The sequence below is a fragment of the Candidatus Woesearchaeota archaeon genome (assembly GCA_021735165.1).
Classification (GTDB): domain Archaea; phylum Nanobdellota; class Nanobdellia; order Woesearchaeales; family 21-14-0-10-32-9; genus JAIPET01.
Map to the genome: position 1 here is coordinate 1 of JAIPHP010000002.1, position 25569 is coordinate 25569.

The following is a 25569-nucleotide window of genomic DNA, read 5'->3' on the forward strand; positions in this document are numbered from 1 at the left end:
TAAGGCCACACATGGCTCTTAGATTTAATGTTCTGGAAACACCAGAACAAGCCTTTCAACGAAAGTTGAAAGCGGAGGTTTAATAAATGATAAAACGAAAAAAGGTATCGAAGGGAAATACTTACAGGATAACACAGTTATTAATCAACAGACAAAAGAAAAAAAACGAATCACTGTTTCAAAGCATCTCTAAAAACGCTCAAAAAATCCTCTAAACGATCCTCAGGAATGTTAGCACCACAAGCATTATCATGACCCCCTCCATGCCCACCAGTAATCTGAACAGCCTTTTCAACAATCCCTGCAACATTAATGCCCTTAGAACGAATAGACATCCTTAAATCGCCACCAACACTACGAGCCACAATAATAACTTTACTTGGATATAAAAACAATAATTCATTACTAAGCTCAGAACTTATAGCAATAGAAGAATCATCATAACAAAAATACAAAATCTTATCTTTGCCCGGCTTAACACGACTAATCAAATCATTATAAGAAGAATCTAACTTTTCAAACTTCTTAAAAATCAACTTACCTTTAGATGTTTTTTGATCAAGAATATCATAAGGATCATTAATCCTTGTTAAAACCTTAACAGATTTCATAACATCACTAGTAGAACCCTTAAGATTCCAATTAATAATTTTAACCAATTTACCAAGATCAGTCTTAAAAAGAGCATCTTCAGGACTCTTAATGTTCTCAGGCAACAAATAAGGATACTTTTCTCGGCACTCATCCTCTAAAAGCAAATGCCAATCACCAACAACACCAAACATAGCTTTCCATAAAACATCAACAACATCATTTTTAACAATCAAATAACACCAAAAACTAGTAGGTCTACCATCCTCAGAATCTTGAATTCTAGGATTAAAATACTTAGCCCTTCTAAAATTACTAGGAACCGGATGATGATCCAACCAAATAATATCCTGCCTAACTTTATCAAAAAATTCATCCTCAACCAAAGGCTTATCTAAGATAACAACAAGATCAGGACAATACTCCTCAACCTTTCTGGCATAACGAGCCTCAAGAACAGGCTTTCCCTTTACAACAACGCCTTTTCCCTCTTTAACTAAAGCATACAACTGTAAAAAGGAAGATAAACCATCAGCATCATCATCAAAAAAAAACAAAGGCCTAACTGCTTCTTTCAACCTTTTCCTAATATAAGCCAAATCAGTATCTGAAATCATATAAAACAAGACAAAGAACACACTTAAAAAGTTTTGTATACATTAAAAATAGCCTAATAAACATTTTAAAAATCTAAGTTTAAGAACAAAACACACATCATTTTTTATTCTTTCTAACAAACTTTTTATCAAAATTCATATCCCAAATATCAAAAGAAAGCATATTATCCTGATGACTAGCTCCTAAAAGAACCTTGGCAACCTTAGCACCCACAATACCTGCAGCAGTATGAACTGTAGCACTCAAAATTCCAGCTTCCCTAATCCTCGTATTTTCTATGTAATCAGAAATCTCCGACAAAGAAACCTTCTTATCAACAATAAACACCTGACCCTGAGTACCAGACACATAACAATAAATCATAGGAATGTTCTTTTTATAACAATACTTATCAAGCATTAAAGAAACATCCATATCATTAGAACAATCAACAACCAAATCAGACTCGACCAAATAAACGTTTTGCTCAGTCAAATCCTCATGAAAAGCCTTAACCGCAATATTAGGATTAATAGCTTGAAGACGTTTTTTAGCTTGCTTTGCTTTAAACTTATTAATATCCTCTTCCAAAAACAAACCTTGTCTTTGCAATTCTTCTTCAAAAACACGACCCTTATCAACAATCCTAAGATTAATGCCTGCTCTAACAATCATTTCAGCAACAACGGAACCAACCCCGCCAATACCCACAACAGTAACTGTCTTAGCTCTCATAATCTCCGCTTTTCCACCTAACTGCTCCACTAATTCATGATGAGAATATCTGTTTTTTGCCATAATATAGTCACAAAAATAGGAAAATACAAGTTTTATATAAAGATTATGGATTAAAATAGATTAAAATCACTTTTTCAAAGAACTAATAATAATATTAGCAACTTGCTCAGGAGAAAGATTAACAGTATCCACAACTAAATCGTAATGAGACTCATCCAAAAAATCAACACCATAATACTTCAAATACCTCTTTCGCTCAAGATCCTCACGCTCAACAACATGTTTTAAAGTATCCTTAACAGAAGAATTATCAGCTTCATTTTTTCGAATCTGATTTTTATCAGAAAAAATTCTCTGAGCAGCAACCTCCAAATTACACTTCAAAAAAACCTTAAAACTAGTAGGAATAAAATAAAATGCTAACCTAGAATCAACAACAAAATCATCATTCTCCCTACCCCAATCCCTCAAAGCATTATCAACAGTCCTATCAAAACTCGGATCCTCAACAGCTAACCTAGCAGACTCTAACAAAGTCAAACCCTTTTTTTTAGCAATTGACCTCATAAAAAAACCCGCAGACTTTCTAGACAACCCCAAATTTTTAGCAACAATATCACAAACAGTACTCTTACCACTACCTGGTGTTCCAGAAACTGAAATTATCATAAAATAAACAAAAAAACAACTACAATATAAAAATTTCTATTAAATTTTCATTAAATAACAAAAAAAAGAAACATAAAAAGGTATATAAACAAACAAACATTTCTCCAAAAAGGTGGAGAAAACATGAAAAATAACAATTCAAACGATACAATACTATCCGAAAATTCACAAAGAAACACTGGTAAAACCGCGCAAAGAATGAACATATTAGCAGCAAAACTAGTAGCCGAAGCCGTAAGAACAACACTAGGACCAAAAGGCATGGATAAAATGCTAGTAGACACACTAGGAGAAATAATAGTAACAAACGACGGAGTAACAATTCTAAAAGAAATGGATGTAGAGCATCCCGCTGCAAAAATGATTATAGAAGTAGCAAAAACACAAGAAGAAGAAGTTGGAGATGGAACAACAACTGCAGTAATACTAGCAGGAGAACTACTAAGAAAAGCAGAACAACTACTTGACCAAAATATACATGCAACAATAATAACAAAAGGATACCAGATGGCTGCCGAACAATCCATAAAAATACTAAACAACATGGCAAAAGACACAGATGAAGAAACACTAAAAAAAATATGTGAAACCGCAATGACTGGAAAAGGCTCTGAAGACTCAAAAGAAACACTTAGCAAACTACTAATAAAAGCAACAAAAATACTTAGCAACGAAACAGAGAGTTTAAGAGAAAAAATAATCATCCAAAAAAAGACAGGAACAACAATAAAAGACTCAGAACTAATAAAAGGCTTGGTGATAGACAAAGAAAAAACACACAGCTCAATGCCAAAAAAAATAACTAATGCAAAAATAGCACTAATAGAAAGCCCTATAGAAGTAAAAAGCACAGATATAGACACAAAAATAACAATAAATGACCCCGCAAAAATACAAGAATTCCTAGACGTAGAAGAAAAAATGATAAAAAACATGATAAACAAAATAACAGAAACAAACGCAAACGTAATCTTTTGCCAAAAAGGAATAGATGACTTAGCTCAACACCTACTACAAAAAAAAGGAATATATGCGTGCAGAAGAGTTAAAAAAAGCGATATGGCAAAAATAGCTCAAGCAACAGGAGCATCACTAATCTCAGACATAAACGATATAAAACCAGAAGACCTAGGAACCGCAGGAACAATAAAAGAAGTGAAAGTAAACGAAGAACACATGACATACATAGAAGACTGCACAAATACAAAAATAGTAACCATACTAGTGCGAGGAACAACAACACACATAGTAGAAGAAGCTGCACGAGCCGCAGAAGACGCACTAGGAGACATAGCAACCGCATTAAAAGAAAAAAAAGCAGTAGGAGGCGCAGCATCAACAGAAATTCTACTAAGCAAAAAACTAAAAGAATACTCTCAAGAACTAAACGGAAGAGAACAGCTAGCTGTACAAGCATTCTCAGAATCATTAGAAATAATACCAAAAACACTAGCAGAAAACGCGGGACTTGACCCAATAGACGTACTAACAGAGCTAAACAGCAACCTAAACAAAATAACTTGGCCAGGAATAAATATAACAACGGGAAAAGTTATAGATGCATGGGAAGCAGGAATAATAGAACCATTAAAAACAAAAACACAAGCAATAATGAGCAGCACAGAAGTTGCGACAATGATACTAAGAATAGATGATGTAATACTAGCAAACACAAACAACAAACAACAAAATCAACCAGATATAGATAACATTTAAATAATAAAAAATAAATTAAATAAAAAAAGAGGTTATCTTATGGACGAATACGAACTTCTACCACACGAAGAAATACAAAAACTAAGAAATGAACTAGACGATATTAAAAAAAACAACTCAATATTAGGACAAGATCAAAAAATTCTAATTAACTCCATGGAAAGACTAAACGCGTCAATAACAACCCTAACAAAAATATTTGAACATGCACAAGAAGAACTAACAACAGATACAGATGAAATAAATATACTAAAAAAAGAAAACCAACAACTAAAAGAACAACTAGAACAAACAACTACGAACCAAAACACACAAAACCCCTACTTAGAAAATCAAACACACCCTCAACAAACACCAGATCAAGAAATGCAAGACCCATACTACGACCAATTCCAATACAATGACGAAAATAATTCAAAAATAGACCTAACGCAACAAGATAAATACAATCAAAACCCATACGGACAAGAACCATATCCAAACAACCAAATCAGACCACCAAACAACAACACTCAAAACTCAGAACCCTACGATAACTATAACTTGCCAAAACCTAACTTTCAACAAACACCCCTTGAACAAAAAAACCCTAATTTCAGCCAAATAAACAAACCGCAACCAGAAAAAAAACATAAAAAAATACTCGGCTTATTCTAAAAAAATGAACAAACAAAAAATCACAAACTACCTAAAAAGACTAAAAAAAGAATACGTGCTAATAACAAAAGAAAACGAACAAAAAAAAGAAAACATAAGAGCAATAAATAAAGAAATACAAATCGCAGAAAAACTTATGTACGACCTCCTAAAAAATAAACACGTCAATTTACTACAATCAATAAGAATACAACAAAAAATATTAAACCTAAAAACAATAGTAAGAGAAATACAACAAAAAATAAATTAAAAAAAACAAATTATAAATCTTTAGCCATAACAGTCTTTCTGCTATTACCCTCAGCTCTTCTAACAGCCTCTTTAACAAGCTGCTTTACTTTCTCATCAAGAGCATCAGCAAAATCACTTGCCAAATTATAACCAGTAACTAACTCCTTAACTTTTGATTTCACTACAACTGAATCACTCATATTATCCCTCCGATAAATATTCTAATAACTAAATATCCAACAATTATTTATAAACATATCGAAAAAAAGAAAAAAAACTTATAAATAAACCCACTGCAACGTAGTATATGAAAATCGCAATTTTAGAAGACAATAACGAAGATATCCAAAAATACTACGAACACACAATAAAAAACCACAAAACAGACATATACATACTAACACAAAACAAAAAAATAACACAACAAATAATACAAAACATAAAAAACAACCACAACACAAACACATACACAACATTACAAAAAACACAATACGACATAACATTCATAGACGGACTCAACGGAAACTGGAAAAAAAAACTACGACACAATAAACTCAAACAACAAAATACTGGTAACAGGAGACCTAAAACAAATACAAAAAATTCTCAATGAGTAAACCAAAAACTAAAATTTTCTTTATTATCCAAACGACAAAACCCAAACCTCTCAAACTGAACAACATCCCCAACAGAAACATTTCTAACTAAAGGCTCCGCAAAACCTTTTTTAACAGACTTATCAGGCATCAAAACACTAACACTAACAAGATCCATATCCTTAGGCAAATAATGAAGCATACCAACACCACTTCGCCTATAAGTATCAATATCCTCATCAACAAACTCCAAAACAGAACCCGCCAAATACCTTACATTAAAACACTCCATAAACCTATACAAAGAACCTTCCTCTAACTCATTAAAATCATTTTTGGAAATAAAGAAAAAATCATTACTAACAAACTTTCGCTCACCACCCTTAATAGAAGGATTCAAATTCAAACTAAACTCCTTATGAGGAGCACCACTAACACGAACATCAACAGGAGAATCCACAAAAAAATACCTATTAGCACTCGCATCAAGCAAACGCTTATTATGTAAAATCAAATCATCCCACGTAAGCACAGGCTCATTCTTAGTAATCCCTGTACTAATAACAAAATTCTTGATTGCCTCAGCCAAAAAACCCCTTCTTCTAAGAGCTCTTAGCGTAGTCAAAGAAGGATCATCCCAACCAATAAGTTCTCCTAAATTAACTTTTTCCCTTATAATTCTTCCTGAAGCCTCAACACCTTTAAGATTAAACCTTCCAAACTCAAAAATATTAGTCTCATTATAACCTAACAAATTCTGCAAATACCTCTGCAACTCATTCCTCATCTCAAACTCCTTACTCCTAATCCTATGAGTAACCTTCAAGAAACCATCCATTATAGAATTCTGAAAATCATAATTAGGCCAAACCCTATATTTTTTGCCTTGTCGAGCATGCTCCTTATCAATAATCCTAAAAATAGTAGGATCTCTCATCGTAGAATTCTTATGCTTTAAATCAATCTTTAAACGAGCAATAAAAGAACCCTGAGCAGACAACATCATCTCCGCCCAACGCTTCAAATTATCTTCAACAGACAAACCCCTACAAGAACAAGACTCGCCAGTCTCCCTACCTTTCTTAATTTCCTCAGGAGAACAATCACAAACATAAACATCCCCTGACCTAATCAATTTTTCACAATGACCATAATACAAATCCATATAATCTGAAGCATAAACAAGATCATCCCACTCAACACCCAACCACTTAAAATCCTCCTGCATAATATCATAAAACTCGCTCCTAACAAGATCCGGATTAGTATCCTCAAACCTCAAAATAAATTTACCATTATACGATTTAGCCAACAAATAATTAACAAGACACGCCTTTGCATGACCAATATGAGGATATTTCTCAGGACCTGGAGGAAACGCAGTAATTATCTGTTCACCCTCTTTAATATTAAGAAAATCAAAAATACCCCTTTTCTCATTCTTGTTTTCAAGAGCATCAGGATCAATTTCAAGCAATTGCTTCTCCTGAGACTCAAAATCCAAAGAATTAATTTCAGCAACAAGTTCATTAATCTTAGGCATTACCTGCTTTATCTGAGACCTTAAATCAGGAAATGTACCAATAACGCCTCCAACAATAGCACCAGGATTAGCCTTACCATTATGCTTGACCGCGTTTAATAACGCCAACTTTTTGATCAACAATAAGACTTCATCATCCATGGGCTAAGATAACAAGGCAAGATTTATAAAAACTTTGATTGTAAACAAGGAAAAGAAAAAATTCGGGCTATAAGCTCCAGTGGTTTCGTCCATTGGTACCAAGGTGGGTTTCCCTTTGGTCAAGCCCACACATACATTTTGGGCTCTTAGCTCAGTTCGGTAGAGCGCTCGGTTGGCATACAACGGTAAGCTGTGTTCAGAAATCATGACGCGGCCAGAAAAATTGTTGTCCAAAGATCGGGAGGCCGCGGGTTCAAATCCCGCAGAGTCCAGTTTTAGAATTCAGCTTGTAAGTATCGGGCATACTTTTTTTGATGGGATTCGTGAAGAGGTAATTTTTTCATGTGTTCCTCATAATTTTGTTCAATCAAATTGTAGAGACCCTCTTTTGCTAACTGTTTCACTAGGGGAGGCGTTCCATCAGGAATTATGCTACTGTATGAATTTGCTTTATCAATTGCTTCCTTAATGTTATCTTCCCACTCACCCATAATGCCTGCTTCTAAAAAATCCATTCCATTTCCAGGAAAACTTAATCTGTTTTCCTTCAAATTTCTTAGGGTGGTAGAAAAAGTTGTCTATTTCAAATGTGTTTCCATTTATAAGAATCTCGTTCAAAAGATATTTTATTAGTTCTTTTTTCAAAGTTGGATATTTATAATCTTGTGCGTAATGAATATCATTATCATAAATATCTTCTTTACTTTCAAGCGTTTTATTTAATCCTTCCATTGATAGGACAGGAAAAATTATTTCATGATTAAGAAAAACAAATTCGTTCTTATGGTATAATGCGTTCACAAAGTCGTCCAGCATCATGCCAAATTCAATGTTAGCAGTCGATTCTCTTTTAATGCTCTCAATGTTCCACTCATGCTGTTCTTTTACACGTGTAGTTCCTTCTTTGAAATCGGAAAGTTCATCTAATACTGATGCTAGAATTGGCGAAATGTGGATAGCTTCTTTTACACCTGGATTTGGTCTCCATGCAAGCAATCCTAAGTAGTTCTCAGGATATTTAAAATGATATTCATGTGCAAGAATAATCGCTTTCTCAACGTGTATATCTGCTTCACAATTATCCTTCTTAGATAAATAGATTTTGTCCCCCATGTATTAGCTAATCCCAAAACATATTTAAAATTATCTAATTTAAGCACTCTTAAGTGAGAAATGAACAGAAAAACTGGTTACGGGCAAGTAGTTCAATCTGGTAGAATGCTTCGTTCGCAACGAAGAGATTTTGGGTTCAAATCCCAACTTGTCCATTTAGCCATCAGGCCACATTGCAGGAACTTAAACTCATAAGTTATTCAGGCATACCATCCCCTGTAATACTCTGCAGTTATTTTCTTTGCCCAAGCACAAGAAAAACTCCTAGAATTATATCCTGAATATAAAAACAAATTAAGATAAATCACTGTCCCATCTCAGTGACCTGTTTTAACTCCACATCGCATGTATGTATTAAAGAAATGTGTTCCAGTAATTTTCAACAAATTCATTTGCACTAAATTTTACTAGAGCAGAATATCCATCTATACTTGAAGAATTTAAGTCAAGAATATCTGCTTTTGATAATGCATCTAAATATTTTTTTCTGTTCTTTTTTCGTATGATTAAAGGAGGATAATTATTTTGTAACAAAATTATGTTTGCAAGCAACCTTCCTGTTCTTCCATTACCATCAAAAAAGGGATGTATTTTTTCAAACTTGTGATGAAATATTGTTGCTAAAACTAAAGGGTGCAATTTATTTTTATGCTCCCTGAGCCATTTTAGAAGAAGAGTCATGTCTGTTTTTACATATTGTGCCGGACTTGATTTAAATCGAGTTTTGGTAACTCTAATATCTTGTGTTCTATAACCTTTTCGCACATCAATTTTGTCAATCAAAAGCGAATGAACGTCTTGAATTACGTCATGAGTAAGGACGTTTGGAATTTTTTCATAATACTTAAAAAAAACCACTCTTGTATTTTGTAAATCATATACTTCTCTAAGAGTTCTATCTTTAGGAGTTTTTTGATTGATTAGTAAATTTTCTGCTTCCTTTAGAGTTATTGTGTTTCCTTCTAAGGAAGTTGTATTATAAGAAAAAGAAACTACAAAATCATTAAGCAATTCATCTTTAGAATTAATATCTAATTTTTGAAAAACGTTGTTCCAGTGAAGTTTGCATGCTTCGACAACATTTAATGATTCATCCAAATACTGATCTTTTTTTAATTTTTCTTTCTTTATTTTTTCTAAATAATGGTTCACTTCCAAGAATTTATGAATAGTTTTGTAGGTTTTTCTTATTTCTTTTTGATGAATTTGTGGAAGGAGAGCTAATTTTTCTTTGATTTTTGATGGATTATTTCCTAAGTATGCTATGTCTTTTGTTATTTGTTTTCCATTTTTTGTTAAAGAAGCTCTAAGATAATAATATTCTTTATTTCCTATGCTTTTTTTATAAATAAATACCATCTTTAATCAAGTATAATGTCTAAATATATAAATCTTACCCTTTAAATAGACGAATATATAAATAAAGGGTAATTTGGTATTTTTGAATTTAAAAAAATTTAATTTTTACCCTTTGTATCAACTTATATAAAAATAAAGGGTAAAAATTATTGTTATGTGACTATCTCCTCTCAGTGACCTGTCTTAACTCCACATCGCAGAGTCCATCAAAAGTTTCGCTTTTTGAACGCAATCTCCAGTAGGGCATGAAGCCCTACGACGAAGTCTGTTTTACCAAAACATTTATATATCAAATATGGATAATATTAACCAAATATGGATAATAAGCTAAAAATTATTTTATACTTAGCAAATAAAGGAGAAACATTTACTTTGCTAGATTTAAGTAAATCTATCAATATACCCTACGCATCTCTTCACAGAACTGTTGCTAAAATGCAAGACACAACAGAAATAGAAAGCAAAGGGAAATCTAAATTAATTAAGATTAAATGGAACGAAATTACGAAAGCATACTTGACAATAGCGTCCTACGAAGAAAAACTTGAATTCATAAAAAAGCACCACATAATAAAAAGAATTGAAGAAAAATCTAAAGATATAACTCTAATCTTTGGAAGTTATGCCAAAGAAACACAAAATAAAACTAGCGATGTTGATTTGATGATAATTAACAAAACTGGAGAAAAAACAGTAAGTTTCTCTGATTTAGAAATGCTTTACGATATAAAAATAAATCCTATGTTTTTTACAGAAAAAGAATTCATAGATATGTTGAAGGATAAAGAAGAAAATGTAGGAAAACAAGCACTAAAAGCTCATATTTTGCTATCGGGATTTTCAGATTTTTGGAGGCTAGTTGAAAATGGAATTTATAAAAGAAAAATATGAAGAAAAATTTAAAGAACTAAAAGGACAACACTTAATAGTTAAATCAACATCAACTTTCAAAATAAATCTATTCTTTAAAAAAGCAGAGGCAAGTTTACTAATCGCAATAAATCAAAGAAATCCATCTAAAACTCCAGAAAAAATCTATTGGCTACAATGGTCGATAACAATTGCGTACTACGCAATGCTTTATGCAACAAAAGCAATACTTCTAAAAAAAGGCTACGAAGTAAAAACACACGAATCAGCGCAAATAGCGTTAGGACATTTATTAGTGCCTGATGAATTAGAAAAAGAAGACTTAGAAATACTAAATCAAACTCATAAAATATTCGAAGATGAATATGTAACATATTTTGAAGACGCAAGAAAAGAAAGTAGTACTGCAAGATACCAAGCAAGACCAAGCTACACAGAAAGAAGAGTAGATGAAATACTCTCAAATGCTAAGAAATTCATAAATAAGATAAGTGAGATAATAAAAGAATAGGTGACTACAAAAACAGCCAAATGTAGACACCCAGCTGTCCCTTTGTTGTGACCTGTTTCGTCTCATCGTTCGTGTGAGTCCACTTAATCATTTTGGTATTTTTATTGGGTTTAAACTATGTAGAATTGTTGGTATGTGTAGTGGTATGGACTGTATGAGAAGGCGTATTCTTGTTTTAGTGTTATTTGAGGGTATTGTTGGGCGTTGATGAGTTCTTGAATTGAGCCTCTGTTGCTGTGTATTGTTGAGCTTGTTGGTATTAGTAGAGAGGTGTAGCCTAGTTTTTTTACCATGGTTTTTGAGTATTGTATAATTTTTTTGTATAGGTTGTCTGGTGATACGCTTGCAAGGATACTTGATGAGGGTTGTATTGATGCTATTAAATAAGTGTTTCCTTGTTCTTGTATGGTTCGATAGATTACTCCTCCGCACGCATTTTGTTCTTCGTCAAGTATTATCATTAGCCACATATCTGGTTGATTCCATAGTTTGTCGTCTATTGCAACGCATACTCCGAAGTTGAACATTGCTACTGAGTGCATTTTGTGTTTGGTTAGTATGAATTTGAAGGGTGTGCCTGTTAGGCTTCGTCCTTCTTTTTTGAATTCGAATTTTGTCATCTCTTTTTGCATATTTTCGTATTGTTCTCCATATAATTGATTAAATATTTGTTGTACTAGGCTTTTATCTATTATGTTTGAAGAGTTTTGTATTAGGAATTGGTTTATTTGATCTACGTCGATGTTTTCTGGCCAGTTAATCTCTTGGATGTTGAATCCTTTTGAGTTGATGATTTCTATGATTTTGTTTTCTTTGTTGTTCATGTTGGATTTCCAGATTCCAAAGAGTGTTTTTGCGAATTGTCTGTAATCTTTATTTGTGTTTGTTAGTACTAGGAATTCGTTTTTGTATTTTTCTTGTGCTTTTGATAACAAGGATAATATCAAGTCATTTCTTAGTCTGTCTCCTATGAATTCTTTGTATTTCATCAGCGTTTCATGTTCACTGCTAAAGCTTGGTAGTTGGTTTCCTAGTTGTATGTTGTAGGAGTATATGTATTTTAGGTATTCTTTTTGTTTATTTCTCAGGTCTCCGTGTAGAAAGTCTGTTAGTATGTGCATTCCGGTTTCTGCTGGGTCTATATGTATTGGTTTTTGGTTGATTTCTGTTACTGCTTCTACAAGGTTGTTCCATGATTGAGTGTTTACTTCTTCTTTAAGTACAAAGCCTCCTTTAGATATTCTTACTGTTAAGCCGCTTAGTTTATTTAGCTCTCCAGGTATGTCACTTTGTCTGTCTTGCCTGTTTTGTATTGCTCGTTTATATTGTTGTCTATCTACAGTTACTTCTGGTGCAAATACAGAGTATAAGGTGCCTAGAAGTATGTTTTCGTCATAATCCTTGGTCAAATTGCCATCTAAAATTTCTTTTTTTAATTGTTTTACATCTTTGAAAAGTTTTTCGTAGTGTATATGTTTATCTTCATGAGTTCCTATATAGATGTTTCTGAATTCTGTGTAGATTTCTAGTAGGTAAGCTGGACTGTTTTCAAGGAATTGTTTTATTATTTCTGCATCATGGCTTATTGGTTTTTGTATGATGTTTTGTTTCAATCCTTCAAGAATTAGGTTATGTAATATGTCTGGTGCTTTTCTTTGTTTTTTACTTGTAATCCATACTAATAGTTCCAGGTCTTTTTCGTTGTATACTCCTTCGTATTTGGCAATTCCTGAATAACACTCTATGCATATGAATGAAGCAGGTCCTTGTGATTCTACTGTAGGAATTATTAGTAATGGAAATGTCAATATTTTAAATCGATTAAAATACGGTAGTAGAAGCTCGAATTTACTGAAATTTTCCCATTCCGCTCCTTTTGTTTTTTGTAAGATGTGTATAAAATATTCTGTTATTTTTGGTAGATTTTCTTCGTTGATCATATATTTAATTGTAGGCAAACCCTCACAAAAGACCACTTTTGTATGTTCTTTTGAAGCTTTGACTATTTGTAATATGTGCGGGAGGGTTTTTTCATTGATTATTTCTTTTATTGAAGACAAACCGTGCTTGAAGACGTGGTTTGTTTGATCTCCTGTTAATTTGACCATCTCTACTAAATATGGCAAAGTTTTTTCATTAAGTGCGGGTTTTATTTCGAGCAAACCATCATTAAAGAAACTGTGTGTTTCACTTCTTATGACCTTAGCTATTTCTACTAAATAGGCCAAAGTTTTTTCAGTAAGCACATCTTTTATTTCAAGCAAACCATAAAAGAAAAAACCGTTTTTTTCGTCTCCAGCGGCTTTAGATATTTCTGCTAAATAAAATAGTTTTTTTTCGTTAAGTATGTCTTTTATTTTATGCAAACCCCAATATTTTAAGAAATTAATTGAGTTGAATTTTAAGTATTTGATTAGTTCAGCTAGTGATAGTCCTATGGATAGTATGTTATTTTCGTTAATAATATTTTTTATTTCACGAAACCCAAACATAAGGACATGTTTTGATAACTCCCCTTCGGCTTTGAATAATTCTGATAGTTGTAGTCCTATAGATAGTACGTTATTTTGGTTGATTTTGAATTTTACATAATAAAAACTCTTGAGTACAGATTCTGCTTGGTCTCCTGAGACTTTGGCTATTTTTACTAGTTGTAGTCCTATTGATAGTAAGTTATTTTCGTTTAGTATATCTCTTATTTTAGACAAACCCTTTTCCAAGACTAAGAGCCTATAGTCTCCAGCGGCTTTTACTATTTTTATTATGTCGGGGAAAGTTTTTTCATTAAGAATATTTTCTATTTGATATGAACAAAAACTTATGACCTCTCCTGCTTGATCTCCCGAGGATTTTACTAGTTTTACCATGTCAGGCAAAGTATTTTCATTAAGAATATCTACCAGTTCAGGCAAATAATGTTTAAAAACAGATTCTGTTTGATCAACCCCCAAGGCTTTTACTAGTTCTACTATGTAGGGCAAAGTTTTTTCATTTAATATCTCCCTTATATCAGGCAAATAAAATTCTAATACATGTGAGTGAATCCACAAGGATTTAGATAGTTCTGCCATTTGTAGCCCAATAAATAGTAAATTATTTTCATTAATGGATTCTTTCATTAAAGGCAAACCTCGCACGAAGACATCGTATTTACGGTCTCCTGCAGCTTTAGCTATTTCAAGCGTTTGCGACCAATTATTGATTAAAACATTTTCTAAATCAGGATATTCATTTAAGGAGTAATACATTTGATTAAGCTGTTCCCGTCTTTCTTGTCTAGTTTTTTCATCGATTTGTTTTGGCTTTTGCTCAATGTTTGCTATTCCTTCAATGAGTTCTTTTATCCGGTTCTTTTCTTGTTTATCATATTTACTGGGTTCATTTACAACTTTTTCTAGGTCTTTCATTAAAGCTTGCAAATATGTGTAAATCTTGTCATAGTGATGTATATTATTTTTATGAAACTCATTAATATCTTGAATTACCAGAACATCAATTTCCTCCAATCTTAAAATTTTTTTCTTATCAAAATCAGAAATGTTTAAACCAGCTTCGGCTAATTGATTCAAATGCTTAACCAATCTAGCATTTAATTGCTTTGGTGGTGTTTTGAATATAGACATAATTCATTTTTAGCCTGAAGAATATTTAAATATTGCTTTTAAATTTGAAAAATACTTTAAATTATGCCAAAATGGTATGATAGACGCAGAGTTCATTATTCATGTTTCAACAATTTGCAGTAACATCTGCAACACTTAACATCATAATTTTTAGAAAGAATTATATAATCTCTTAGCTAACAGCGTAATATGAGCTCAATCGATAATACCTGCAACGAAAAAGAAGAAACAGAAGACGAATTAAAAATAATGAATGCAGAAGCTAGAAAACGTATAAAAAATGGTTTTTTTCATGAAACTTATGGAAATTTTCTTTCTAAGGATAATACAGAAAAGAAAAAAGGCGGCGTTTTAAATCCTGTCGGTGTATATGAAAAAAACGGGAAAAAATATACTAAAGTAATAGGCGGTCCAGATAAGCCATATAAAAAAATAGGTTAATTCTTTGTGATTTAATAGAAATAATTTTTTCATTCACAGTTCCTTTGTTGCGACCCGTTTTAACTTGCCATCGCAGAGCCCATCAGTATAAAAAAGATTCGAAACACTTAATTATAATATTTATATTGTAAAACGCCGAATAATGAAAATCCCTGCTCCGAGTCTTCTAAGAAACTAAGTTTCTTGCGCACAGAAATCAAAACTGATTTCTTCGTGTATTTCCACCCTAAAAGCAAAGCTTTTGTGTGCAATTAAACATTTAAGCAATTTATCTGATAATTATAAATATTTCAATAAATTTATTAAGTGTCTAATCCAATTATTCTTTTATGAATATTGTAAGACAATTTGTAACTAGAGGCGTTTGTATTAGAGGAAACCAAATTCTAATCCTGAATAAAAAAGGAGAATGTCACTATTTTTTACCAGGAGGAAGAGTGGAAAAAGGAGAACGTTGTGAAGATGCTCTTATTAGAGAAATAAAAGAGGAATTGAATAAAGATTCTTCAATCATAAGATATATTGGAGCAATTGAACACGATTTTATTCATTACTCAGGAAAACAATATTATGAAATAGGAAACTTTTTTCTTATTGATATCAAAGATATTGATTCGGATGTAGTATCTTCAAATGAAACTGAATTAGAATTTCAATGGAAAAATATTGATGATCTTGATAAAATAAATATTAAACCTTCACCAGTTGTTGAACTTATTAGACATATCAACTCCAAGAACGCAAAAGCATTTTGGGCCTCTACATTACTTAAAAAACGATGATAAACTGAAAATTTCACTCAAACATTAGGATTGTTTACATTAAATGATTTCGTACATGAGCAAGTATAGAAGAATTCTTTAAATATTTTTTAGGGGTGAAAGCAAATTCATATAGAAATATATTTAAATACGCGTCTTAATTGTTTTATTATGAGAAAAAAAGAAGAAGAAAGCATTATTAGAAGAACTGTTGGTGTTGCTGCGCGTTCTTTTAAGAGAGCCATTCTTGGTTCTGAAGTCGGTAAGGTCGTTGAAGAAATTAAAGAAGAAATTGATGAAACTATTGAATTGACTAAAAAAAGAGTTGATAAATTGGTTTTTGATATTGCTAGTCATTCTTTTAGTTTGTTGATAGTTGCTGTTGGTGTTTTGTTGGCTTTTTTAGGTGTTGCTTATTTTTTGATTGATGTTTTGTTTGTGCCTAGAAGTGCTAGTTTTATTTTTGTTGGTGTTGTTTTGTTGTTGTTTGGTTATTTGTCTTTGAGAAATATTAGAAATTTGATTTAATTTGTTTTTCCTTGTTTTTGTTGATCTTTTGTTTTTCCTATTATTATTTTTTTTATATTGTAGTTGCAGGCATCTATTTTTACTATTTCTTCAGATATTACTTTGTGCCAGTTCTTTGGATTTCCTTGTTCTATTGCTGTTAAATACAATATGTCTAGTTTATTTGGTAAATATTCTATTAATTTTATCGTTTCATATATTTCGTGTTTTAATTCATTTTCTATTCTTGAAGAATATAGACTCATTAGGGGGTATTCGTCTTCGTATTTTTTGAATAGAGGGTCTTGTATTTTTTCAGCTAATATTTTGTAGCTGCTTTCTGTTAGTTTTTTATTTTCTAATTCTTCATCTAGTATGTAATTTACTAGCGGAGTTAATAGCAGCGCCATATCGTATTCATATGGTTTTTTATTTTCGTCTAGTTCATCTATTTTTTTTATGAGTTTCTCGTACTGCATTATTTCTATTTCGTCTAGAGTCTCAAATTCCATTATTGGTAATTCTTCTGTTTGGGTATACAGTAGTTCTATTCCTTCGTTTATGAATTTTATTTCTAAAGGTATTTCGTTGTTGAGGTATTCTTTTAGTATTTGTTCTTGTTCTTCCTTGTCTTTGAGTTCTTGGTCGTTCATTTCTTTTTTGTATTTTGTGCTACACAGATTTTCCCAGAATCTTCCATTTATTATGTGTTCGTATATTTTATCGTTTAATATTGAGTATATTGGTGTTTTTATGTTTTTTAGCATGTCATAGAGTGTTGTGTTTGGTTTTTTTGAGGTTTTGAGTCTTTTTATCGGTTCTGCTATGAATGCTGTGTTTATGCTAAGATATAGTGCTTCTTCTATTTCTTTTGTTGTTAAATCTATTGTGTTATTTTTTTGGTTTAGTATTTCTTCTATTGTCGTTATTGTTTCCCAAAACATTTTTTGTTTTATGCCTTCCAGAAATTTTTTCTCTTGATATTTCATTTTATTTTTTTTTCTTATTTGATATTTTGATATGAATGATTGAACGTGTAGTTTTAATTTGTTTTGTGAAGCCATTCGGTTTTTTATTTCTGTGTTTAGAAGAGTGTTTAATTCAATCATTGTTGTTTACTTTTTTTATTGTGTTAGTATTTAAGCTTTTCCTTAGCTCAAGAATTTTTTTTTGTGTTTAGTAACTATTATTTGACGAAAAGTTCATTTATTTTTTTGTTCTGTTAAAATATTTGTTTTGTTTAATATTTTTACGTGCTTTATTATTTATTTTTTAAATTTTCATTATATCTTCAGATTTTATATTTTTATTATACTTTAGCACAATTAGTTTTTTGTTATAGTTTTAGTTTTTTATTTATGTCTTCTTTAAACCTTTTTAATGTTTTTATTATGTGTTCTGGTTGAGTTTTTAGTATATCTGCTGTTTTTTGTATTATTTGAGCATCATTTCCATCTATGGTTTCTTGACTTTCAAGATTGAATTTTTCGAGTTTGTTTTTCTTTATTTTTTTCCATTTTTGAAACATTTCTTCTGCTCTTGCAGGTATTTTATTTTTTGTACAATCAAGTATTTGTTCTGACTCCGCAATTATTTTTCTTTCTTTTTCAAATTCTTTTTCTGCCGCATTTCCTGCCACAAATTCTAATCTTACTATCCCGTCCTGTATCTTTGATGTTCTTAATATTTTTATATGGCCTACATCTCCAGTTACATCTAAATGTGTTCCTCCGCATGCTTCTACATCAAATCCTTCTATGTTTACTATGCGCAATTCTTTTCCGGGCACTGCGCCTCCTTGGTATATTCTAACAGAGTATTTTGCTTCTGCAAGGTTTCTCTTCATAAATGATTTGTATATTGGTCTATTCTCTTCAACTATTTTATTTGCAAGTTCCTCTATTTTTTTTATTTCTTGATCAGTTAATTGTTCGTAATGAGTTATGTCTAGTCTTGAACTTTCAAGTTTTTTGCTTGCTCCAGCTTGCCATATGTGATCTCCTAAGACTCTGCGTGCAGAACCAGTCATTATATGTGTTGCTGTGTGATGTTGTGCTAGTTGCTGTCTTCTTGCATAGTCTATTTTGCATTCAACAAAATCTCCTGGTTTTACTTGTAAATTCTTTACTTTGTGCAATACTAAATTTCCTTGTTTTATTACATCTATAATTTCTTTTTCATTCATTGTTCCTATGTCGTGTATTTGGCCTCCACTTGTGGGATAAAATGCTGTTTTATCAAGAATGACATAATCCTGAATGATTTCTAAAACCCTTGCTTTAAACTCTAAATAATCCCAGTGGTCATAGTACAATATTTGTGTAGGTTCTAATTCTTCTTTTACAGGAAAAATTTCTTTTTTCTTTGTTTGAGTTATTTGTTCTTTTTGTTCGTGTTTTTCTGCAACTAAAGAATAGAAGTTTTCAGGTATTTTTATTTCTTTATTTTGTTTTTTTGCTTCTTTTTCTATTTCCTCAGGATTCATTCCATGACTATCGTAAAGTTCTATTAGTGTTTGAGTGGTTACTTCTTTTTTGACTGCTTTTTCTATGAGTTTTTTCCCTCTTTCTTTGTTTTCATCGTATTTTCTTTTTTCTACCTCAAGAATTTTTCTTACATGATTTATGTTTTTAATTAGTTCTGGGTATTGTGGTTCTAAGTATTTTGCATGCCATTGACAAACATCTCCTAAATCAATATCCCAAGAATATTTATCTATGAAACTTAGTGCTCTTCTTAGTATTGCTCTTAAATTGTACCCTCCCTTTACGTTGCTAGGAAGTGCTCCGTCGCTTATCGCAATTAACAGCGATCTTGAATGTTCTGCTACCGAATACATAGCGCTTAAAGGCAACAATTTATTTTTTAATTCGACTAAATCCATGTTTAATTTTTGTGCTACTTTATTCCATTCTTCGTTAACGTTTTCTGTTTCATCAAGATTTAAATAAGAGGCGTGAGGCACATATTTTTTTATGAACTCTTCATCGTATTCTATTTTTGTTTTTTCGATTAATTTTTTTATTACTGTTGGGAATGCTACATCATACATAGTTCCTTGACCTTGTGTGAACCAGGCTACTCTTTCCTGACCCATCCCCATATCTAGCACTTTTAGATTTAGTTCTTTGTTACCATCTTCTGTTTGTTCAAATAGCATATATACTTGGTTTCCAAGTTCTACTCCTCCTGAAAAGAATTCCATGCAAGGTCCGAAGTTGCCTCCACCCGCCCAAGCATCTTCATGTAATATTAGTTCATCTTTAGGAATCCCAACACCTATTAGAAACCAGTCTAGGAGATCTTTAAATACTTTTTCTTGATCCCATTCTTCTTTTTTCTGAAATGCGTGTTGTCCTATCATTACGAATCCTGTATTATGGCTCATTGTTATTCCTACATTATCTACATCGTTAAATCTGAGACAGAATTGTGGAACTACTAAAGGGTTTGCTGGAGGATCTATTGATCCATTTACTACGTAAGGTTGAAAATCGTATATGCTTGCTTGTACGAAATCTGTATCATCTCGCCATCTTGCAACTACAGTGTATCTTTCTATAGGAGTGTAACCTTTTTCTTTGAAAAATTTTGAGAATTCCTTCCAAGTTTCTATGTAATTCATGCTTTTGCTTGATATTTTTTTTGAGAGAAATGTGAATCCTCCACTGCACGATGGGTCTCCACAAGTAGTTCTTTCTTTGTTGTGCGTGTAAAAATATGTTTTACAACTGCATTGTTTTCTTATATAACCTTCATTTTTTAGTGTTTTTACAGCATAATATTTATTAGGGTCTTTGCTTGTTTCTTTTTTGAATTGTTTTTTTAGCTGTTTGTCAGGCATCATTTTTTATTTTTGATATTTTTGTTTCTTTTTTATATGTTATGTTTGCGCAAAGTATATAAATATTATTTGGTTTTTGTTGTTTTATGAGTAAAAGAAAATTATCTTCAGCTGAATTAGCTGATAGGAAAAAGAAAAGAAATAGCATAATTATAGGTATTATTTTGGTTGGCTTAATGATTTTTAGCATGGCAGGATATGCTTTAAGCAATAATAATGCCCCTGTTAATGCCGATTTTAGTGGGTTTGACTACGAGGATTATTCTTTTGAGACTCGTCAGAATAATGGCAATTACTTTTATGTTACTAAGATTAATGGTTTTGAGGTTGCGTTTTATTCGACACCTTATCAAGTTAATAAACTTTCTTTAGATGAGGATTTTTTAGAATCTTTCTTGTTTGGGGACAACATTTATTTTTCATCTGAGCCTTTGCCTGTCAATGGCCAAGTACCCTTGTATCAACAGTATTTAGATTTAATAGTTCCTGATATTATGAGTAGTACTAATAGACCTATTATGCGCGGATATTTAAAGACTGATATGTTTAATGAGGGTACAGTTATTACTTGTGATGATGCTAGTAATAGTACTTCTGTCGTTGTTTATGCAGGCGAACCAAATAATGTTACAAGTGCAGGTATTTATTCGTCAAATATCAGTGGTTGTTTTGATATGTATGTTAGTGCTGCTGATTTGATTTTGTTGAGGGATTACTTGGTTTATGTTCATTGGGGTATTTTGAATGAGTGATTCTAAAGATAACATTAAAGATAAGAAAGCAATTAAGACAAATAATTCTAGTAAAATTAAAAATAAATTAGGGGATACGAATAAAGTTGTAAATATTGAAGATGCTAACCCTGAAGATGTTAAACCTAAAGATGTTAAAGCTAAAAACATTAAACGTAAAAGTGTTAAAAATAAAAAAAAGGTTAGTTTGAAATTTGTTTTTTTATTATTTGTTTTAGTGGTGTTCATTATTATTGTGTCTTTTTCTATTTTTGAATCCCCTGTAGTTGAATATAATGAATCTGTTGTGCCTATTAATTACAATAACTATACATTTAAGTTAAGGTCTGATGGTTTTTGGGAGACTATTATTGATACTCCTTCGGGTGTAAGATCTGCTTTGTTCCATTATAACCCATATGATTTAGAAGATGTTTATTTTGATGGCAATATTACTAAAGATTTGAGAACTGTTCATAAATTTGGAGGGAATGCTTTTGTTTCCGTAAGACCTGAAGCTTTAACCAGCGGTTCTTTTGCGTTGTCAGGCATTGAAGTTGCTAAGATTTTAAGTCATGTTGTTGGTTTTTCAGATGGCAGAACTAAGAGTGCTTTAACTGAAAAACTTGAAGGTGTTAATAGCACTATTGCCAATTGTGATACTGCTAATCCTATGAGATTTGTTGTGGAAATAGGCATGTCTAATCTTTCAGGCATTTATTATGAGGATTATTGTGTTAGATTGTTGGGATCTGACGTGAATGAGACTCTACGATTAGCAGATACTTTCGCATTTTATGTTATTGGTGTGATGGATTAAAATGGATCATTATTTTTCTGAAAATCCTACGTCAGATTTAAAAAAGTTTAAAATTAACGTTTTTTTAAAAGAAGATTCATTTTCTTTGTGGTCTGCTAGTGGTTTGTTTTCCAGAGATGAATTAGATTTTGCTTCTAAGCTTTTAATTGAAAACGCCGTAATTTCAGATTTTAGTAAAGTTTTGGACTTGGGTTGTGGTTGTGGAGTTATAGGTATTTCTTTAATAAGAAAATTTTCTGATTTAAATGTATTTTTTAGCGATGTAAATTTGAGAGCTATTTCAGTTACTGCGGAAAATCTGAAGTTGTTAAAATTAAAAGGTAAAGTTGTTCAGTCTGATTTGTTTGAAAAAATTAATGATAAATTCGATGTTATTATCAGTAATCCTCCTATAGCAGCTGGAAGGCGTGTTTGTTTTAAATTGATAGAAGATTCTAAAAATTATTTGGTTAAAGGAGGTAATTTGCAGTTGGTTGCCAGGCACAATAAAGGCGGTTTTACTCTTGAGAAAAAAATGGAGGATGTTTTCGGTAATGTTAAGTGTTTAGTTAAGAAAGGTGGTTTTAGGGTTTATATCTCTGAAAATGTTTGATTGAGTTTTAATCCTGTTGTTCTTTGTATTTGTTATATTGGTCTATTATTTTACTTATTTCTTCTAAGTCATAGTCCATCCAGAATTTGTTTGTTAATATTATATGTGCATTTTGGGAGTCCCATTGTAGTAATCCTGAGTACTTCCAATTGTTATCTATTATGATTTCTGGGGGCATAAAATTACTCGTTGGCATATTTTCTTTGAAGGAGTCCTTAGTTAAATCATCTATTTTTAGTTCTTGGTAAATCGTTTTTTTAACTAATAATTTTGCAGTTGTTAGTATTTCGTTTTGTCCATCATATCTTATGCAAAAATTTATGAAATAATTGTCATAATCTTTTGTTGTTTCTAGCATTTTTTTTATTTGATCAACCATTGTAGCTTCTGCATCGTACCAGTTTCCTGTTGCGTATATCCTTACTTTTTTATGGTGTATTATTTCATCTTTAGATAACTCTAAAAATAATTGATTTAGTGCTTGTATTTCTTCTTCTGTTTGTGTTGAAACCATTATTGTTAGTATAGGTATGTCTTTTTTTAGTTGAAATTTTATTAGTTCTTTTATTTTGTTCACGTTTTGTTTTGTTGCCTCTTTTATGTCTTTATTGTTTTTTAATGCCCAGCTTCTTATTCTATGAGTTGTTATTGCGAGGTGTTTTGGCATATTTTTTCCTTTTAGAATGTTGGGGATTATCATTTTTTTCTAGTAGATGAGTAAAGTATTTAAATATTTAGTTGGATATTGTTTTTATGGTTATTTTTGATGGTGTTTCGTTGATTGTTGTTTTTGCTTTAGTTATCGCAAGTATTGTAGATATTAGGATTAGAGAAGTTCCTGATGTTTTAAGTTATTGTTTATTTGCGTTTGGAATTATTCATTCTCTTTTTTTATCAGCTTATTTTTATGATTATATGTTTTTTGTTAGTGGTATCTTTGGTTTTTTGTTCGCATTAGTTTTTAGTTTATTGTTTTATTATACTGGTCAATGGGGCGGTGGAGATGCTAAATTATTGATGGCTTTAGGTTTTTTATTTGGTGTTGATTTATTTAGATTGAGATTTTTTGATAATTTTTTTATTTCTTTTTTTATTTCTATTTTTTTAGTTGGTGCGTTATGGGGTTTAATTTGGAGTTTTTTTCTTGTTTTTAAGAATTTCAAGGTTTTTTTGAGAGGCTATGCTAATTTTACTAAAAGTTCTAAGTTGTATTCTTTTAAGAATTGGTTTTTAGGAGCATTCGTTTTTTTTATTTTAATAGTGTTTTTTTTAGGATTGGGTTTGTTTTTTAAGGTGATTTTATGGTCTTTACTTTTGTTTTGTATGTTGTATTTTTATCTGTATTTTTTTTCCAAGGTCGTGGAGAAGTATTGTATGGTTAAAAGAATTCCTGTGAATAGTCTTGTTGAAGGAGATTGGATTGTTGGTAAAGTTAAGTTAAAGAATGGTAAATTTTTTTCTTCTAGTAAAACGGGTTTGGAGAAGAAGGATATTTTTTTATTGAAAAAAAATGTTGATTTTGTCGATGTTAGAGAAGGCGTTCCTTTTGTTCCTAGTTTTTTGTTTGCTTATTTGATTTGTTTGTTTTTTGGAGCGTGGCTTAGTCTGTTTTTTTAGGCTGTTCTTGAAAGTGATTTTGTTAGGTAGTTCTCTTTTTCATCGTCTTCTTTTATTTCTTCTTCTTTTTTTGGTTGTGTTTTATTTTTTTGTTCTTCTAAATATTTCTTTTTATTTTCTTCATCTTCTCTATTTTTGAAGAGTTGTTCTGATTCTGCGAGTTCTTGTTGGGTTGCTTGTTTTGGAGTCCATTCGAAATTTATATCGTCATTTTCATATCTTGGCAGTATGTTTATTGAGAATTGCGGGTTTTGCTGTCCTGCAGCTGTACCGTTTTGTATCAATATATTTGTTCCGTGGCATTGCATTGTTTCAAATAATATCGATGATATTTTGTTTGCTGTTTGCAACATTTTTTTTATTAGATCTTTCGGCACTTCCTCTAATATCGTGTACTTTTCTTTAGGAACTATTATTGTATGTCCTTTCGTAATAGCATTTTGTGGTTGTATTACAAATAATTCTTCATCCTCTAATATTATTTCCGAATACATTTTTTTATTTGAATAATTCTGATATTTTATCTAAATCTACTTCTTTTTCTATGGTTTCATCTTCTTTTATCGTTTCATCTTCTTTTGAATTTTCTTGTGATTCTGTTTCTTTGTTTTTTGATGTTACTTGTTCTTCTTTTTTGTTTTCTTCTTGAGTGTCGAGTTCATTTTCTTTTGTTTCAATCATGTCTTCATCGTTTTCTTTGAGGTTCTCGTCTTCTTTTTTATCATCTGCATCTTGTGTTTCTTTGTTTTTTGATGTTACTTGTTTATTCTTTGTTTTTTCTTCTTCTGTCTGTGGTTTTTTTCCATATATTGATTCGTACATTTTTTCATAAGATTCGGCCCATTGTTGATCAGGTATTTTTTCGAATTTGGGATTTAAAGGTACTTGATCATCATCATTTCTTGGTATTATGTGTATTATGAAATGTGGCGCTTTTTGTCCTGCAATTGCTCCGTTTGCTATGAATATGCTGGTTCCTTTACAATTTAAGCTTTCTAATATTAATTTTGAGACTTTTTGTATTGTTTCTCCTAAATTTGCAACTATTTCTGATTTCATTTGAGGCATTACTTGAACGTGTTCTTTTGGTAGTAGAAGTATGTGTCCTTGTGATGCAGGATTTATATCTAATATTCCGTAGAAATCTTTGTCTTCATATATTTTTTTTGAGGGTATTTCTCCAGCTATTATTTTACAGAATATACAATTTTTTTTTTGGTATTCTGCTATTTCTTGAGGGGTCATCTTTGAAAAGTCGGGTTGTTCACTCATGATGTTGGTTTGTCAGTAATTTTATATAA

27 protein-coding genes and 2 tRNA genes are annotated in these 25569 nt (G+C 31.3%); 15 read left to right on the forward strand and 14 right to left on the reverse strand.

Annotation, left to right across the window (positions count from 1 at the left end; all coding sequences use genetic code 11):
- Positions 1-170: 170 nt before the first annotated feature.
- The 3 genes from K9L97_00635 to K9L97_00645 form a co-directional block, all read right to left on the reverse strand.
- Positions 171-1208, reverse strand: a complete 1038-nt coding sequence (locus tag K9L97_00635) for a DHH family phosphoesterase (protein ID MCF7871520.1) — start codon at positions 1206-1208, stop codon at positions 171-173.
- A gap of 97 nt (positions 1209-1305) precedes the next feature.
- The gene (locus K9L97_00640) at positions 1306-1986 is read right to left on the reverse strand and encodes a ThiF family adenylyltransferase (protein MCF7871521.1); all 681 of its coding nucleotides are present in this window, start codon (positions 1984-1986) and stop codon (positions 1306-1308) included.
- Between the two features lie 66 nt (positions 1987-2052).
- Positions 2053-2595 (reverse strand): AAA family ATPase, encoded by a 543-nt coding sequence (locus K9L97_00645; protein MCF7871522.1) that lies wholly within the window; start codon positions 2593-2595, stop codon positions 2053-2055.
- 123 nt (positions 2596-2718) lie between these two features.
- Here K9L97_00645 and K9L97_00650 point away from each other — a divergent pair, with 123 nt between their 5' ends.
- The 3 genes from K9L97_00650 to K9L97_00660 are packed head-to-tail and all read left to right on the forward strand — an operon-like array spanning position 2719 to position 5218.
- Complete coding sequence (locus tag K9L97_00650; protein ID MCF7871523.1) at positions 2719-4311, forward strand: thermosome subunit; 1593 nt, start codon at positions 2719-2721, stop codon at positions 4309-4311.
- A 39-nt stretch (positions 4312-4350) separates the two neighbouring features.
- Positions 4351-4968 (forward strand): hypothetical protein, encoded by a 618-nt coding sequence (locus tag K9L97_00655; GenBank protein ID MCF7871524.1) that lies wholly within the window; start codon positions 4351-4353, stop codon positions 4966-4968.
- 4 nt (positions 4969-4972) lie between these two features.
- Positions 4973-5218, forward strand: a complete 246-nt coding sequence (locus K9L97_00660) for a hypothetical protein (GenBank protein MCF7871525.1) — start codon at positions 4973-4975, stop codon at positions 5216-5218.
- Positions 5219-5228: 10 nt separating this feature from the next.
- Here the strand turns inward: K9L97_00660 and K9L97_00665 are convergent, their stop codons facing one another.
- Positions 5229-5399 (reverse strand): DUF1931 domain-containing protein, encoded by a 171-nt coding sequence (locus tag K9L97_00665; protein ID MCF7871526.1) that lies wholly within the window; start codon positions 5397-5399, stop codon positions 5229-5231.
- 107 nt (positions 5400-5506) lie between these two features.
- Here K9L97_00665 and K9L97_00670 point away from each other — a divergent pair, with 107 nt between their 5' ends.
- On the forward strand, positions 5507-5812 hold the full coding sequence (locus tag K9L97_00670) for a hypothetical protein (GenBank protein ID MCF7871527.1): 306 nt from the start codon (positions 5507-5509) through the stop codon (positions 5810-5812).
- Here K9L97_00670 and gltX read toward each other — a convergent pair.
- On the reverse strand, positions 5806-7479 hold the full coding sequence (gltX, locus tag K9L97_00675) for a glutamate--tRNA ligase (GenBank protein ID MCF7871528.1): 1674 nt from the start codon (positions 7477-7479) through the stop codon (positions 5806-5808). The two genes, K9L97_00670 and gltX, sit on opposite strands and share 7 nt — an antisense overlap.
- Positions 7480-7619: 140 nt before the next feature.
- Here gltX and K9L97_00680 point away from each other — a divergent pair.
- Positions 7620-7751, forward strand: a tRNA-Ala gene (locus K9L97_00680).
- A 3-nt stretch (positions 7752-7754) separates the two neighbouring features.
- Here the strand turns inward: K9L97_00680 and K9L97_00685 are convergent.
- Entirely contained in the window at positions 7755-7994 is a 240-nt protein-coding gene (locus K9L97_00685) for a hypothetical protein (protein MCF7871529.1), read from the reverse strand.
- On the reverse strand, positions 7963-8592 hold the full coding sequence (locus K9L97_00690; protein ID MCF7871530.1) for a hypothetical protein: 630 nt from the start codon (positions 8590-8592) through the stop codon (positions 7963-7965). The genes K9L97_00685 and K9L97_00690 overlap by 32 nt, the downstream gene beginning before the upstream one ends.
- Positions 8593-8673: 81 nt before the next feature.
- Between K9L97_00690 and K9L97_00695 the strand changes: the two genes are divergently transcribed.
- Positions 8674-8747: transfer RNA gene (locus K9L97_00695), tRNA-Ala, on the forward strand.
- A gap of 199 nt (positions 8748-8946) precedes the next feature.
- Here the strand turns inward: K9L97_00695 and K9L97_00700 are convergent.
- Entirely contained in the window at positions 8947-9951 is a 1005-nt protein-coding gene (locus tag K9L97_00700) for a Fic family protein (GenBank protein MCF7871531.1), read from the reverse strand.
- Positions 9952-10266: 315 nt separating this feature from the next.
- Between K9L97_00700 and K9L97_00705 the strand changes: the two genes are divergently transcribed.
- Together K9L97_00705 and K9L97_00710 are read left to right on the forward strand one after the other, a co-directional pair.
- Positions 10267-10842: a nucleotidyltransferase domain-containing protein gene (locus tag K9L97_00705; GenBank protein ID MCF7871532.1), complete on the forward strand. Its 576-nt coding sequence runs from the start codon at positions 10267-10269 to the stop codon at positions 10840-10842.
- A complete protein-coding gene (locus K9L97_00710) occupies positions 10817-11332 on the forward strand; it encodes a HEPN domain-containing protein (GenBank protein MCF7871533.1) in 516 nt (171 codons plus the stop codon). Before K9L97_00705 ends, K9L97_00710 begins: the two co-directional genes overlap by 26 nt.
- 110 nt (positions 11333-11442) lie before the next feature.
- On the opposite strand, the gene K9L97_00715 is transcribed toward K9L97_00710, so the two are convergent.
- Positions 11443-14955: a hypothetical protein gene (locus K9L97_00715; GenBank protein MCF7871534.1), complete on the reverse strand. Its 3513-nt coding sequence runs from the start codon at positions 14953-14955 to the stop codon at positions 11443-11445.
- Between the two features lie 189 nt (positions 14956-15144).
- Between K9L97_00715 and K9L97_00720 the strand changes: the two genes are divergently transcribed.
- The 3 genes from K9L97_00720 (at position 15145) to K9L97_00730 (ending at position 16685) form a co-directional block, all read left to right on the forward strand.
- Positions 15145-15396, forward strand: coding sequence for a hypothetical protein (locus tag K9L97_00720; protein MCF7871535.1), 252 nt, complete (start codon positions 15145-15147; stop codon positions 15394-15396).
- 329 nt (positions 15397-15725) lie between these two features.
- Positions 15726-16178 (forward strand): NUDIX domain-containing protein, encoded by a 453-nt coding sequence (locus K9L97_00725; GenBank protein ID MCF7871536.1) that lies wholly within the window; start codon positions 15726-15728, stop codon positions 16176-16178.
- Positions 16179-16328: 150 nt separating this feature from the next.
- On the forward strand, positions 16329-16685 hold the full coding sequence (locus K9L97_00730) for a hypothetical protein (protein ID MCF7871537.1): 357 nt from the start codon (positions 16329-16331) through the stop codon (positions 16683-16685).
- Here K9L97_00730 and K9L97_00735 read toward each other — a convergent pair.
- Both K9L97_00735 and alaS read right to left on the reverse strand, forming a co-directional pair.
- Positions 16682-17773: a hypothetical protein gene (locus K9L97_00735; protein MCF7871538.1), complete on the reverse strand. Its 1092-nt coding sequence runs from the start codon at positions 17771-17773 to the stop codon at positions 16682-16684. The genes K9L97_00730 and K9L97_00735 overlap by 4 nt on opposite strands.
- A gap of 227 nt (positions 17774-18000) precedes the next feature.
- Entirely contained in the window at positions 18001-20511 is a 2511-nt protein-coding gene (gene alaS, locus K9L97_00740; protein ID MCF7871539.1) for an alanine--tRNA ligase, read from the reverse strand.
- A gap of 83 nt (positions 20512-20594) precedes the next feature.
- Between alaS and K9L97_00745 the strand changes: the two genes are divergently transcribed.
- The 3 genes from K9L97_00745 to K9L97_00755 are packed head-to-tail and all read left to right on the forward strand — an operon-like array spanning position 20595 to position 22651.
- Positions 20595-21260, forward strand: coding sequence for a hypothetical protein (locus K9L97_00745; GenBank protein ID MCF7871540.1), 666 nt, complete (start codon positions 20595-20597; stop codon positions 21258-21260).
- Entirely contained in the window at positions 21253-22059 is an 807-nt protein-coding gene (locus K9L97_00750; protein MCF7871541.1) for a hypothetical protein, read from the forward strand. Before K9L97_00745 ends, K9L97_00750 begins: the two co-directional genes overlap by 8 nt.
- 1 nt (position 22060) lies before the next feature.
- Positions 22061-22651: a methyltransferase gene (locus K9L97_00755; GenBank protein MCF7871542.1), complete on the forward strand. Its 591-nt coding sequence runs from the start codon at positions 22061-22063 to the stop codon at positions 22649-22651.
- A 7-nt stretch (positions 22652-22658) separates the two neighbouring features.
- Here the strand turns inward: K9L97_00755 and K9L97_00760 are convergent, their stop codons facing one another.
- Positions 22659-23351 carry an undecaprenyl diphosphate synthase family protein gene (locus tag K9L97_00760; protein ID MCF7871543.1) on the reverse strand — a complete coding sequence of 231 codons (693 nt, stop codon included), beginning with the start codon at positions 23349-23351 and terminating at the stop codon, positions 22659-22661.
- A 53-nt stretch (positions 23352-23404) separates the two neighbouring features.
- On the opposite strand from K9L97_00760, the gene K9L97_00765 reads away from it, so the two are divergent.
- A complete protein-coding gene (locus K9L97_00765) occupies positions 23405-24268 on the forward strand; it encodes an A24 family peptidase (GenBank protein MCF7871544.1) in 864 nt (287 codons plus the stop codon).
- On the opposite strand, the gene K9L97_00770 is transcribed toward K9L97_00765, so the two are convergent.
- Both K9L97_00770 and K9L97_00775 read right to left on the reverse strand, forming a co-directional pair.
- Entirely contained in the window at positions 24265-24762 is a 498-nt protein-coding gene (locus K9L97_00770) for an HIT family protein (GenBank protein ID MCF7871545.1), read from the reverse strand. The two genes, K9L97_00765 and K9L97_00770, sit on opposite strands and share 4 nt — an antisense overlap.
- 4 nt (positions 24763-24766) lie before the next feature.
- Entirely contained in the window at positions 24767-25540 is a 774-nt protein-coding gene (locus K9L97_00775) for an HIT domain-containing protein (protein MCF7871546.1), read from the reverse strand.
- Positions 25541-25569: the final 29 nt, after the last annotated feature.

Bases quoted from the DNA above. Each gene is read 5' to 3' on its own strand.
- K9L97_00635 (MCF7871520.1), bottom strand. From the start codon at position 1,208: ATGATTTCAGATACTGATTTGGCTTATATTAGGAAAAGGTTGAAAGAA.
- K9L97_00640 (MCF7871521.1), bottom strand. From the start codon at position 1,986: ATGGCAAAAAACAGATATTCTCATCATGAATTAGTGGAGCAGTTAGGT.
- K9L97_00645 (MCF7871522.1), bottom strand. From the start codon at position 2,595: ATGATAATTTCAGTTTCTGGAACACCAGGTAGTGGTAAGAGTACTGTT.
- K9L97_00650 (MCF7871523.1), top strand. From the start codon at position 2,719: ATGAAAAATAACAATTCAAACGATACAATACTATCCGAAAATTCACAA.
- K9L97_00655 (MCF7871524.1), top strand. From the start codon at position 4,351: ATGGACGAATACGAACTTCTACCACACGAAGAAATACAAAAACTAAGA.
- K9L97_00660 (MCF7871525.1), top strand. From the start codon at position 4,973: ATGAACAAACAAAAAATCACAAACTACCTAAAAAGACTAAAAAAAGAA.
- K9L97_00665 (MCF7871526.1), bottom strand. From the start codon at position 5,399: ATGAGTGATTCAGTTGTAGTGAAATCAAAAGTTAAGGAGTTAGTTACT.
- K9L97_00670 (MCF7871527.1), top strand. From the start codon at position 5,507: ATGAAAATCGCAATTTTAGAAGACAATAACGAAGATATCCAAAAATAC.
- gltX (MCF7871528.1), bottom strand. From the start codon at position 7,479: ATGGATGATGAAGTCTTATTGTTGATCAAAAAGTTGGCGTTATTAAAC.
- K9L97_00685 (MCF7871529.1), bottom strand. From the start codon at position 7,994: ATGGATTTTTTAGAAGCAGGCATTATGGGTGAGTGGGAAGATAACATT.
- K9L97_00690 (MCF7871530.1), bottom strand. From the start codon at position 8,592: ATGGGGGACAAAATCTATTTATCTAAGAAGGATAATTGTGAAGCAGAT.
- K9L97_00700 (MCF7871531.1), bottom strand. From the start codon at position 9,951: ATGGTATTTATTTATAAAAAAAGCATAGGAAATAAAGAATATTATTAT.
- K9L97_00705 (MCF7871532.1), top strand. From the start codon at position 10,267: ATGGATAATAAGCTAAAAATTATTTTATACTTAGCAAATAAAGGAGAA.
- K9L97_00710 (MCF7871533.1), top strand. From the start codon at position 10,817: ATGGAATTTATAAAAGAAAAATATGAAGAAAAATTTAAAGAACTAAAA.
- K9L97_00715 (MCF7871534.1), bottom strand. From the start codon at position 14,955: ATGTCTATATTCAAAACACCACCAAAGCAATTAAATGCTAGATTGGTT.
- K9L97_00720 (MCF7871535.1), top strand. From the start codon at position 15,145: ATGAGCTCAATCGATAATACCTGCAACGAAAAAGAAGAAACAGAAGAC.
- K9L97_00725 (MCF7871536.1), top strand. From the start codon at position 15,726: ATGAATATTGTAAGACAATTTGTAACTAGAGGCGTTTGTATTAGAGGA.
- K9L97_00730 (MCF7871537.1), top strand. From the start codon at position 16,329: ATGAGAAAAAAAGAAGAAGAAAGCATTATTAGAAGAACTGTTGGTGTT.
- K9L97_00735 (MCF7871538.1), bottom strand. From the start codon at position 17,773: ATGATTGAATTAAACACTCTTCTAAACACAGAAATAAAAAACCGAATG.
- alaS (MCF7871539.1), bottom strand. From the start codon at position 20,511: ATGATGCCTGACAAACAGCTAAAAAAACAATTCAAAAAAGAAACAAGC.
- K9L97_00745 (MCF7871540.1), top strand. From the start codon at position 20,595: ATGAGTAAAAGAAAATTATCTTCAGCTGAATTAGCTGATAGGAAAAAG.
- K9L97_00750 (MCF7871541.1), top strand. From the start codon at position 21,253: ATGAGTGATTCTAAAGATAACATTAAAGATAAGAAAGCAATTAAGACA.
- K9L97_00755 (MCF7871542.1), top strand. From the start codon at position 22,061: ATGGATCATTATTTTTCTGAAAATCCTACGTCAGATTTAAAAAAGTTT.
- K9L97_00760 (MCF7871543.1), bottom strand. From the start codon at position 23,351: ATGATAATCCCCAACATTCTAAAAGGAAAAAATATGCCAAAACACCTC.
- K9L97_00765 (MCF7871544.1), top strand. From the start codon at position 23,405: ATGGTTATTTTTGATGGTGTTTCGTTGATTGTTGTTTTTGCTTTAGTT.
- K9L97_00770 (MCF7871545.1), bottom strand. From the start codon at position 24,762: ATGTATTCGGAAATAATATTAGAGGATGAAGAATTATTTGTAATACAA.
- K9L97_00775 (MCF7871546.1), bottom strand. From the start codon at position 25,540: ATGAGTGAACAACCCGACTTTTCAAAGATGACCCCTCAAGAAATAGCA.